Origin of the sequence: Schlesneria sp. (assembly GCF_036405755.1) — a bacterium.
In the GTDB taxonomy this organism is placed as follows: Bacteria; Planctomycetota; Planctomycetia; order Planctomycetales; family Planctomycetaceae; genus Schlesneria; species Schlesneria sphaerica.
The window spans coordinates 1-10,540 of record NZ_DASWWZ010000265.1 but is presented as its reverse complement, the minus strand read 5'-3'; the positions used below and the strand labels follow the sequence as shown (position 1 = coordinate 10,540).

General features: G+C 53.4%; 10 protein-coding genes and 1 tRNA gene. 5 read left to right on the top strand and 6 right to left on the bottom strand.

Annotated features, from left to right (window positions below; all coding sequences use genetic code 11):
* Positions 1–143: 143 nt before the first annotated feature.
* The 4 genes from VGE80_RS09245 to VGE80_RS09230 form a co-directional block, all read right to left on the bottom strand.
* A complete protein-coding gene (locus VGE80_RS09245) occupies positions 144–815 on the bottom strand; it encodes a hypothetical protein (RefSeq protein WP_440592450.1) in 672 nt (223 codons plus the stop codon).
* Between the two features lie 84 nt (positions 816–899).
* On the bottom strand, positions 900–1,991 hold the full coding sequence (locus tag VGE80_RS09240; RefSeq protein ID WP_440592449.1) for a hypothetical protein: 1,092 nt from the start codon (positions 1,989–1,991) through the stop codon (positions 900–902).
* Positions 1,992–2,111: 120 nt separating this feature from the next.
* Positions 2,112–2,312, bottom strand: coding sequence for a hypothetical protein (locus VGE80_RS09235; protein WP_440592448.1), 201 nt, complete (start codon positions 2,310–2,312; stop codon positions 2,112–2,114).
* A 144-nt stretch (positions 2,313–2,456) separates the two neighbouring features.
* The gene (locus VGE80_RS09230) at positions 2,457–3,164 is read right to left on the bottom strand and encodes a hypothetical protein (protein WP_440592447.1); all 708 of its coding nucleotides are present in this window, start codon (positions 3,162–3,164) and stop codon (positions 2,457–2,459) included.
* Between the two features lie 533 nt (positions 3,165–3,697).
* Between VGE80_RS09230 and VGE80_RS09225 the strand changes: the two genes are divergently transcribed.
* From VGE80_RS09225 to VGE80_RS09215, 3 genes are read left to right on the top strand one after another with little or no spacing between them, the layout of a single operon-like run.
* Positions 3,698–4,033 (top strand): type II toxin-antitoxin system RelE/ParE family toxin, encoded by a 336-nt coding sequence (locus VGE80_RS09225; RefSeq protein WP_440592451.1) that lies wholly within the window; start codon positions 3,698–3,700, stop codon positions 4,031–4,033.
* Positions 4,034–4,054: 21 nt separating this feature from the next.
* The gene (locus VGE80_RS09220) at positions 4,055–5,179 is read left to right on the top strand and encodes a HigA family addiction module antitoxin (RefSeq protein WP_440592446.1); all 1,125 of its coding nucleotides are present in this window, start codon (positions 4,055–4,057) and stop codon (positions 5,177–5,179) included.
* Between the two features lie 14 nt (positions 5,180–5,193).
* Positions 5,194–5,673, top strand: coding sequence for a hypothetical protein (locus tag VGE80_RS09215; RefSeq protein ID WP_440592445.1), 480 nt, complete (start codon positions 5,194–5,196; stop codon positions 5,671–5,673).
* Positions 5,674–5,995: 322 nt separating this feature from the next.
* Here the strand turns inward: VGE80_RS09215 and VGE80_RS09210 are convergent, their stop codons facing one another.
* A complete protein-coding gene (locus VGE80_RS09210) occupies positions 5,996–6,550 on the bottom strand; it encodes a DUF2335 domain-containing protein (protein ID WP_440592444.1) in 555 nt (184 codons plus the stop codon).
* Between the two features lie 1,891 nt (positions 6,551–8,441).
* Here VGE80_RS09210 and VGE80_RS09205 point away from each other — a divergent pair.
* Positions 8,442–9,662 (top strand): tyrosine-type recombinase/integrase, encoded by a 1,221-nt coding sequence (locus VGE80_RS09205; protein WP_440592443.1) that lies wholly within the window; start codon positions 8,442–8,444, stop codon positions 9,660–9,662.
* Positions 9,663–9,669: 7 nt separating this feature from the next.
* Positions 9,670–10,206, top strand: coding sequence for a hypothetical protein (locus tag VGE80_RS09200; protein WP_440592442.1), 537 nt, complete (start codon positions 9,670–9,672; stop codon positions 10,204–10,206).
* 194 nt (positions 10,207–10,400) lie between these two features.
* On the opposite strand, the gene VGE80_RS09195 is transcribed toward VGE80_RS09200, so the two are convergent.
* Positions 10,401–10,474 (bottom strand) — tRNA-Arg (locus VGE80_RS09195).
* Positions 10,475–10,540 lie beyond the last annotated feature (66 nt).

The window sequence follows — 10,540 nt, the reverse complement described above, 5'->3', positions numbered from 1 at the left end:
CCGAAAAGAACGCCCCCAAGTGGTGCACGAAAACCGCCAGCAACAGCCGGATGAACTGCGGCCGCATCATCCGAAGCAGGAAAATGCCGCCCCGAAAGGGAACGGATGGTTCGCGCAGCATGCTCAAGGGGCGAACTTCTTTCCTAAATGAGCGGTTCGCGCAGCAGTTCCGAAACGAGTTTGCCGTACTGCAGTTTCGATGACTTCTCCAGATAGGCCTGCCGGGATGCATACTCCGGCGAGTCAGGGAAGCCCCGCAGAACGGCCAGCGGGTCATAGCTCTCGATCACGTCGGCCGGGTCGTCGGTAAAGTCCGCCTGGTACTGTGACGACGCCACCTTCCGAATGGTGGTGGAGTACTCGATCGAAACGGCGAACCGGAAATCGGTCGCCTGGGCACTATAGATTTTGATCGTCCAGAAGTCCTGATTTGGTTTTGCTTCGGTCGTGTCGATGAACCTGGTTGTTCCTTCGCGCAGCAAGGCGCCCACGAAGCGAATGGGGGCCCGGCCGGTTCGTTCCAGCACGATTTGCGCTGGGTTGGACGGTTCCCATTCCTCGAGCAACTGCAGGGCTCGGTGGCTGCCTGCGTGGACAGCGTCAACGAAACTCTGCAAACGGTCTGCAACGGTCATGACTGTGCCTCGTCTGGACTGGGTCAGAAGTCGACTGACAGCAGTCTTGCTGATTCCCAGTGTCTCGGCAATGTCGGCATAGGACTGGCCTGCCGCCTGGAGTTGTGCCGCCTTTGCGGCGGGGATATTGAAGCCGGAATTCTTCGGCCGGCCGCGTTTTGGTTTGGACGTGTCGGTCATCTCGTTCACTTCTGTGCGGGGTTGAAATGGAAATGGAACCCGGCCGCCTGACCGGGTTCCGTGTGGTGCCGGATTTTCGTACGGTCAGACGTTTGCGGAATACAGGTCGCCTAGCGTGGGCTTGGGTATCTCGGTCGGGGTTTGGGTTTTGCGCTGCGGTTTGGCTTTGGCTTTGGCCGGTGCCTCGAAGTATTCGATCGACTCGGGAAGGTATTGGGTAGAGCGCACCATCCACCCCGAATAGCGTGAGAATCCCAAGTAATTCCCGCCACCCATTGAGTAGTTTTCCCGATGTTCGATCGACTCGCATTCCAGCTCGTAGCCGAATGGGATTTCAGGGCAGAACGCTTCGGACGCCTGACGCTTTTGATTGTCTCGTTCAAGTGCAGACCTAACCCATTCGGCTGCCTGTTCTTCGGTCGTGAATCGCTCGTCGATTCGCTTCCACGCGGGGTAAGGATTCCGTTCGGTTTGTTCTTCGCGCTGCAGTCGGACGTGCCACACGTCTAGGCCGGGTCCGAATTCGGCCGTCGGTGGGAATGCGGCCGCAGCCGTGCGGAGTTGCTTGAACGAATCTCGTTTTCCGGTGCCGAACCCGATGACAACTTCGCGGGAAGTCCGACAGCCGAAATAGTCTGATTGTGAATCCGATTGATCGATGCGAAACTGTGCGGTGATGATGCGTGTCGCGCCGAGCTCGTCCATCTTCGCCTGGAGCTCTGCGGCTGACAGTTTCGGCAGCGGTCCGACTTCGGCGAACGATTCGTCATCTTCCGCCTGACGGGCAATCCGCCGCATTTCAGCCGACTGCCAGTTCTCGACAGCGTCACACAGTTCTTTAATCGATGCGACTTGCAACGCGCCTTCCGCGTAGGAATCTGCCTCCAGTTCGCCGAGATAGAAAACGCCGTCATTTGTCAGACAGTTGTAGACGATCGGTCCGAAGTGGTCGGACGTGAAATTCTGCCGCGCCAACCGGCTGAGCGCTTCGGGTTCGATTTCGTCCATCGACAACGCGCGTTCCAGTTCGTTGTATTGTTCGTTGAACGCCGCACAGTTCGAGAGCGAAATTAGTTCGGCCGTCGCGAGCGCATCCCGAAACGACAGCAATTTGCGATGCGTAGCAATTGCTGCGAACAAACCCAATTCATCGGCCGACAGAAGTTTAACTGACATTGTGGAGCTCTTTCCATTGTCGTGATTGTTCGGCTCACGATTGCCGTTCCGCTTTGTGCTGTCCGGTCAGCGTAGGGAGCTCCCATCCACCTGGACGGGAGCGAAATTGAATCCAGCCGGTCAGTCCTCATAACCGGTTTTGATAACGATTAAGTCGAATCGATCCATCAGCATTCGGCCGACTTCCGAACCGCGGGAATAGTTCTCAACCGCGAATTCCAGCCGTTTGACTTCCGATTTCTCGACGTGGAAGCCGTCTTCAAGACGTGCGAGCAATTGATCAGCGTAGGCCATGGCTTGGGAAAGCGTCAGAGAATCCATTGTTGAGCTCTTTTCGTGGGCGTGATTGTTCGGCTCACGCATGCCGTTCCGGTTTGTGCTGTCCGGTCAGTTGTGTTGTGGTGGGATTCTAATCGGCCGTTTCGTGTTCGTCAATCCAGAAAATCCAGAAATAAAGAAAACGAATCAGAACGGAACGAAATCATCTTCAAAAGCGGGTTCGGAATCCGACCATTCACCGAATACGACTTCATCCGATGATCGATCGACCACGATTTCAGCCGCGCGCGTCAACGTGACTTCGGAATAGCGGTTTGCACGCTTCGGAATCGGTCGTTTCAGGAGTTCCCAGAGGAGTAAGGAACAATCTTCGGACGGGTTCCAGCCGAGCTCTGGATGCGAATATGCGAGCTCCTGCGCGTGTTCGTCGAAGTGTGGAATCGTGGAATGATCCAGGTAGGCATTCTCGATGCGTTCAATCTTCGACGGGGTCAGACCTGTAATCTGGCGAGCGGTTTCGATGGCAGGAGCGATTTCATCCCGTTCGGCATTCAGCATTGCCATGGCATCAGGGAGAGCAGCGACAACCAGATCCACGCTTAGGCCATACTGCAACGCAACAGGCTGTGCGTGATCATGGGCAGTAGTCCACCGATCTTCAGCAGGGACAATCACCCGCTTTTTCTTTAACGGCTTCGGTGGTTTAGGTGGAGCGCTCTTGATGCGGGCAATGTGCAGTATCTGGTGGGTTGTGGGCATGCGAGGAACTGGGAGTTCTTCCACCAAAACCCGCACAGCATGCCGTACTGTGAAATCAACAGTCACTTCAAACGACACATCCCAACCGATGATCATCTTGCGTTGTTCGATCGGAAGTATCTCGACAGCTTGCATCGGTCAGCCCCTTGTGTGTCGTGATTGTTCGGCTCACGCATGCCATGCACGAGATGATATCGACAACCAATCAAAAGTCAATCCAATAAATCCAGAAACCAGAAAACAAAATCGCAAACCAGCGAACAACCAGTCAACCTCGAGGATCAAACCCCGCAAAGCCGGACTCCGGGTCCTTCCCCAGGCCCCCCACCCCCCACGCGGTCGGGCGATGGCGAAAAAAGTGTCTCTGGGGAATAAAAAAAACGATGTCCGTCTGTCCGTCAGCGCTACCAGCGACAATTGACTGACCATTGCTTGATGGGCAGCTTTTGACTCGATGTGGGTTGAACGAGGCAAGAAAGTGTTGGGTGTGGCTGTTGGGCCGGTCGTTAAGGTGCGGACATCGCGAATCCCCCCCCATTCGCCCAGATGCCGCGATCCACGATGGTTCCGTAGTTTACCCCTGTGTTTCGTTTGCGTGGTGATCGTTGAAGTACAAAGTAAACGATTTGTTTACTTTTGCGATTGACGGAACGCCTGCAAATCCGATAATGAATACTGCGGTTGAATCGCAAAGGGATTTCATGGACGTTGAGTTCGCCGACGCAGACCTAAATGATCTCGAAACAAATCCGTGTGCGGTGTCCGCATGGGCTCAAGCGATCGTTCGGTCGTTTCGGCGAAAAATGAGGATTATTCGAGATGCCTTCGATGAACGTGATTTGAGGGCATTGAAGTCATTGCACTTTGAGAAGCTAAATCGCCCACGCCGCGAGGCCGAGGTCTATTCTATTAGGCTTAATGACCAATGGCGACTAACGTTCAACATCCTGAAGACGGAGCCGAAGCACACAATTCGAATTATTGCGATTGAAGATTATCATTAAGAGCAGTGAGGCTGTTTACTTATGACAAAAGTAGTTTCGATTGAAGTCGTCTTGCCGGGCGAAGTGATTCAAGAGGAACTTGACGCTCGTGGTTGGACGCACGAAGACCTTGCAGATGTGATGGGGCGTAGTCGACAGCACGTTCGAAACTTGGTCACAGGAAAGGCGGCAATCAGCCCAGAGTCTGCTCGTGAACTGTCTGAAGCATTTGAGACAAGTGCCGAACTCTGGATGAATCTCCAGATGAGTTATGAGCTTTCCAAGCAGGCGACAAAAGACAGTCAAATTAAAAAGCGAGCGGCACTGTATGAACGCGTTCCCGTTCGTGAGATGAAGAAGCGAGCGTGGATTACAGATGATAAAGATGTGGATGAATTGGAGTCCTCTGTATTGAAATTTATGGGCATCTCTTCGTGGAGCCAAGATCCACAAGTGTCGATGGCCGCAAGAAAATCCACAGAATATGGGATGCATACGCTTGCGCAAAAGGCTTGGGGACGGCGAGTTCTTCAACTTGGTGCATGCGTTGGGGCGTCCAAGTTTGCTGTTGAAAACATTCCCGATGGAGTGACCGAGTTACGCTCGCTCGTTCCGAATCCGGAGAACATCCGAAAGGTGCCTGCAGTTCTCTCATCAATGGGAATCCGACTTGTATTAGTGCAGCATTTGACTGGTACAAAGATTGACGGGGCCGCGATGTGGCTGGATGAGTGTTCTCCTGTAATTGGATTGTCTCTCCGCTACGGTCGCATCGATAATTTCTGGCATAACCTGTTCCATGAACTTGTCCATGTTCGCGAGAGAGAAGGCATGGAGGGCGGTGTGATTGATACTGAGATGAACGATGGCGTACTAAGTGCGGTTTCGGAAAGTGAAGCGCGCGCTAATCGTGATGCAGCAAATTATCTAGTTCCGACCGAGAAGCTGGATTCGTTCATCGCCAGACACAAAAAGCTCTTTTACCAAGCGAAAGTCATCCAGTTCGCCAATTCGCGTGGTGTTCATCCAGGCATCGTTGTTGGTCAACTACGCCACAGGGGCGAGCTGGACTATCGTCAATTAACAAAACTGACAGTTGATATTCGAAACCACATCCTTGGGGCGGCGTTGACCGATGGGTGGGGGGATTGTCCGCTCGTTTCGTGAACGGAGGCTGTGAGATGGGAAAATACGCAATGACGTATACAGAGGCGATGCAGAAGTGTGCGGACAAATACTTTGAAGAACACCCATTAGCGACAACGAGCGATTTGGCTGTCTGGGCTATCACATCTGGTTTTTGGGAACCGCCCTCTGATCTCGTGTTGCGGCGCTGCAAGCAAGACTTTGCACGAGCGCTACGCGAACAGCATATCATCGACGACAAAGGGAATTCTATCAGAGCTAAGCACGCAGCTCGCATTGTGAGCGGTGAGAAGCAAATGACGTTCTGGGGAGACATTAGAAAGGCTCCCACAGAGCACATCATCATCGCCTTTCAACAGAGGCGAGAGCAAATCGTTGGAGACTGTCGCCAGCTAGACCGCGACATCGAGTACTTTAATAAGACTCGGAGTGAGCCAGGGAAGGAGTTCCAGATGGTCTTCGATTTTCGAGATGACATCGAAGAAGGCAAGTTTTCGACAGACTTTCTCGCTTAAACCAGATGATTCAAAGGCAAAGTGTTGAAGAATGGGCAACAGCCGGTTTGAATGGTTCCAAAAAAGCGTAACGCTTTGATATTCAGGTTGAAAGCTCTCCGACTTCTCGCCGCTCTGGTCACGGCCGATCCCCAAGTCGTCGCGATCTCCGACGGCGACACGTGTACGTGTCTTGGTTAGGCCGCGAGCAGATAAAAGTCCGCCTGGACGGAATCAATGCCCCGAAGATCGGCGGGCATTCGAAGCGACGTCCTAAGAGCAGCTGGGCAGAATCTGTTACTAGATGACGCTAGACTGCATGAAGCGTGTGTTTCTGTTGGTTCTATTCGTCTTTTGCGGCCTCGTCTGTTTTTTTCGGGGCTTTCTGGTGAGTGGCCACGAACACCGAAACCAGCCCGAGCACTCCTGAAGTACCAATTACACTTCCGGCCATCGGTTGACCTAAGCAACTAGTAATCCCGCCCATCACGATGGTTGTTATTCCGATGATCAATCCGTAAAGCTGACCCCGTGCTCGTTCCTCTCTCTCTGCAATGCCATCCTCAATTTGGCTGTCAACAATCCTTGAGTTGATTTCACGGCTATCGCGGGCATCGTCCTCAGCGATTCGCATGATACGCTCTGCTGCCCCTGGCAGCACAGCTTCGTACATGCGGTAAGATCTGGGATGGGGCAGCCTTCCGCTGTAAAACTCACTGAAAGTCAGCGACAAAAGCTTGGTGGCGAAGGGACGAAATTCAGGCGGAACTGACTCGAGCTCTTCAGCGAAATCATCTTTGCTTAAATGGTCGGGTTCGCTGTTGTCTGATTCTTTGCTGAGGTGTAGTTCGGAGTCACTTGCATCGCAGGGTCCCTTCTCGGAGTCGCCTCGTTCCATTCAAGAATTCCCGTCGCTGTTGAGTTTGCAATTTCTCTGCAGCCTCAATGATTTCTTCAGCCTTCTTCCTGGCACGTTTAAATTGTGATATCTCCGAGGACAAGCCTGCCAATTGCTTGTGCATCTCGACTCGTCGTTCGTGCAGCTCTTGCATCGACTTGGTGCCTATGACAGCTTCGAACCACGCATCCAGGGCGCGACGAATTCTCACTCGTACGCTGGGCGCCTCGGGAGGCATGATTTCTACGACTGTCGCCATCCCATTGAGAGTGGCACGATACGACCGACACAATCCTTTCGCTGATCGGAGGGAAGGTTTAATCATGATTTCGTCTTCGTCTCACTTCTGGTGGCGTGAGGATCTACAGCAGACATCAACTTACGCATCAACGGACAACGCGAGCCATTCGCATCTACAAGGCTACCACTAAATATCGACCATTCAACCGTCGGGGCATGCCAATCTTCCAAATCGCCCTATGTCTTTTGACCTGAAATCAGCACAACCAGCGTTTTAATAACGAGTTGCGCAAACGAAGGCAAACTGTATGGGCACCGGAAGGGGCAGAGTCGACTTGTAGTTCAAACAAAAAGCCGGGGCAATTCCAATCGTGACCATTGCCCTCTCGTACGCCCGGCTGATCCGAGTCCGTCTCGGAGAATGGTGATACCCGAGTTAAGTACGGAGAATTCAGTGCAATCGTTTGCTCACTTGTAGGGTGAAATGGAGCGACAACTCCGTTCCCCTTAATTCAAATTTGCTCCTTCTTGCTCAATTGACATCACGGAAAGGCAAGATATTCTGACTGTCGTGGTCGTGACCGCTCGCAGTGAGTGGGGTGCTGAACCGGGTCTCTACCTGCCGATTTCGCCGATCACACTCACCGAGGAGCGGTGAGAACGCCCAATCGGATGGGTGCCAGGGTTCCCGCTGCTGTCGAATTGGCGACAGTACCTCATCGGGTACTTGGAAGAGCAATGATGGTTGTCTCACACCTCACGCCGAATCAACTCTTGATTCATCCTCTGGCTGACCACTCGTCGCCCGGCTGCTCGCGAAGCTGATTCCCTCTATTTGCATCTCTTCGTCTCAGCCCTCACGAGGAAATCATGATGCTACGCAACCTCGCTGCGCTATCGTTACGCCCACGAATCCTCCAGGCCATTCTGCTCGCGATCTTTATAAGCGATCTTCACCAAGTCGCTGAAAAGGCTGCGCCGCCGCAACATTCTACGCAACAATTCGGCTCTCGTGGCCGCTGCTGAACTTGCATTCTCCGATGCGAGACGTCACATTCGTACCCGTCTCAACTGTTAGACGGGAGGGAGTAGGACGCGCTAACGTCACTACTCCGCATCTCAGAACCCCGGAAGCTTACTCACAGGATCCCCAGATGACACCCCCGTGTCTCCGAGCGGTCGCGCGTGCGCGGTCACCGCCTTCATATTCAATCGCTGGTTACGCTTTTCCGTAAGGTGCGGAAAAGACGAACCCCCGCGGAGTAGTGATCCGCAGGGGTTCCGTATGTTCCATGAACACACCCGTCAACTGCCAAGGAGCCGAGGTGAACACAGAAAATACGTCCCCAGATGAGGACCGTCAAGCTAATAACCCCAAAAAACCTAAACCTCCAAAAGAGCAGAAGCCAAAACCGCCGCCGCCGGAGTTTCTTCGCGGAGTCGCACGCGGAGTGCTTTGTAAGGCCCCGGATTTCCGGGAGTTCACGAAGATGTCACCGCGTACGTTTAATGGGCTTGTCGACGCTGGGCTAGAGCTATTTGACCTCGGAACACACGAGCTCTGGCTTATCACTGATGACCTGTTCGAGCTGGCTAGACGAAGAAAAATCGAGCGAGGCCGATCACAAGATGAAGTAGAGGACTCCAACCAATGAAAATCAAAGTGACCCTGGTCGACGCCAAGAAAAGGCGATACATCCTTGCCCGCTGGATCGACCCGATTTCCCGCAAGCCGAAGTCTCGTTCCACTGGTGTAACCACGATGCGGGAGGCGGAGCGGTTTGCCGCGAAGCTGGAACTCGAATTGAACGCGGGGGAGTTTGTTGACGATACGTTCGCGCTGTGGCAAACGCTTCGCAGTCGGTACCTGGAGGAAGTGAGCGCCCACAAGCGACTGAAGACAAGGCTCAAAACAACGTCGATGTTCAATGCGATCGACGAACATTTCGCACCGAAGTTTGTGGCGGGAGTTGCGGACCCGAACTTCATTTCCAAGTTCTCGTCGAAGCTCCGATCCCTGGGACGGTCGATTCACACCGTGCGGGGCCATCTCGCCGAGCTGCGGAAGGTTCTGCGCTGGGCGAAGCGGATGCGGATGGTTGCTGTGATGCCACATATCGAGTTTCCCGCCGCCCCTGACGGTATGAAGGGCCGTCCGATTACGCAGGAAGAGTTTGAGCGGATGAAGGCTGCGATTAAAACCGGGCGCTGGACACGGAAGTGGAAGCGGAGGAACGGGAAGATTGTCACACTTGAAACCAAGATCATCCCGGAGCAGTTCGAAGAATGCTGGGAGTATTATCTTGAAGGGCTTTGGCTGTCGAGTCTTCGCTTGGAAGAGTCGCTTGTGCTTCACTGGACCAGCGACGAACAGATCATGGCAGACTTTTCTGGTCGATACCCGATGTTCCGTATTCAAGCCGCTGCAGAAAAGGGGAAGCGGTTCCGCCTGCTTCCGATGGCGCCGGACTTCGCCGACTTCCTGCAGGATACCCCCGAGCATTCGCGAAAGGGCTACGTTTTCAAGCCGCTGAGTTTTCCCAGCGGTCGAAAGACGGGAGACTACCAGCATCGACCGACGCATGAGTACTGCGGTAAAGTGATCACCGCACTCGGCAAGGCCGCGAACGTCAGAGTCAACCAAACGAAGTTTGCTTCTGCTCATGATTTTCGACGAGCGTTTGGGTACCGCTGGGCTATGAAAGTTCGACGCCCCGTCATTCTTAAAGAGCTGATGAGGCACGAAAACATTGAGACAACGATGGAGTTCTACGTGGGGGATTTAGCGGAAGATGCTGCAAAAGAGGTCTGGCAGGCAGTCGATCGTGAAGCTCCATCGCGGGAAAGAAACAACTCTCAGTTAACGGATTGAAAGTCACATGCAAGAGTTCTCGGACAATGAAATCGACACCTTTGAAAAAGAGAAACTCGACTTTATTGAAGGTGAGGCCAACAAACTCTTCGGTTTCGTTCTCGAATCTCACGCGCTCCTTCAAAAAGAAGCTCTCACAACTATGAATTGGTTGATGGGGATTATGGTTGGCTCTTTAACGCTATCGGTTTCGATTCTGGATAAGTGGACCCCATCAAAGGAGTGGATCCTTTGGGGGCTCTCCGCATCCCTCATCGTGTCGGCCTTTTCAGCGGTTAGACTTTTGTTTGGAGCACTCCTAAACGTCAATATCACGCCTGCAGGGACTGAACCAAAAAACTTGATGTTGCCATGTTGGAGAACGTCATCCACCAACTACATCCGATGGGTAGTGGCGAAGAATATGCAGGAGAAAATCGACGGAGTTCGACAGCAGAATCGTCGTCGTGGAGATGCAATTAATTCGGCACGCAAGTCGATCATCCTGTGCGTTACCGCCGCTGTCGTTGTGGCCGCTGTCGCCAAGTTCAAACTTTGCGAGTGAAGCGTTTGCCGTCCGATCGTCGGTCTGGCTCTGGCTGGGGAACATCTCGCGGACGTTCTGGCGGCTTTTCTTTCTTGCCTGACATTCGCCCTCCTTTTCGGCCAGGTGTCACTTCCGGTGTCACTTGGCCCCATCGAGGCATCTTTCGGCGGCTTCCTTCTCGCCGAGTCCCATGTTTTCATGGTGTTTTGAAATACACCCCGCTGGGTTCGAACCAGCAACCTTCGGTTCCGTAGACCGATGCTCTATCCAATTGAGCTAGGGGTGCGGAGGGTCGCGTCGGAGGCGCTTCAGTTCAGATGGCTTTCCGCGAAAGTGGGTTCGCGGAGAGCGC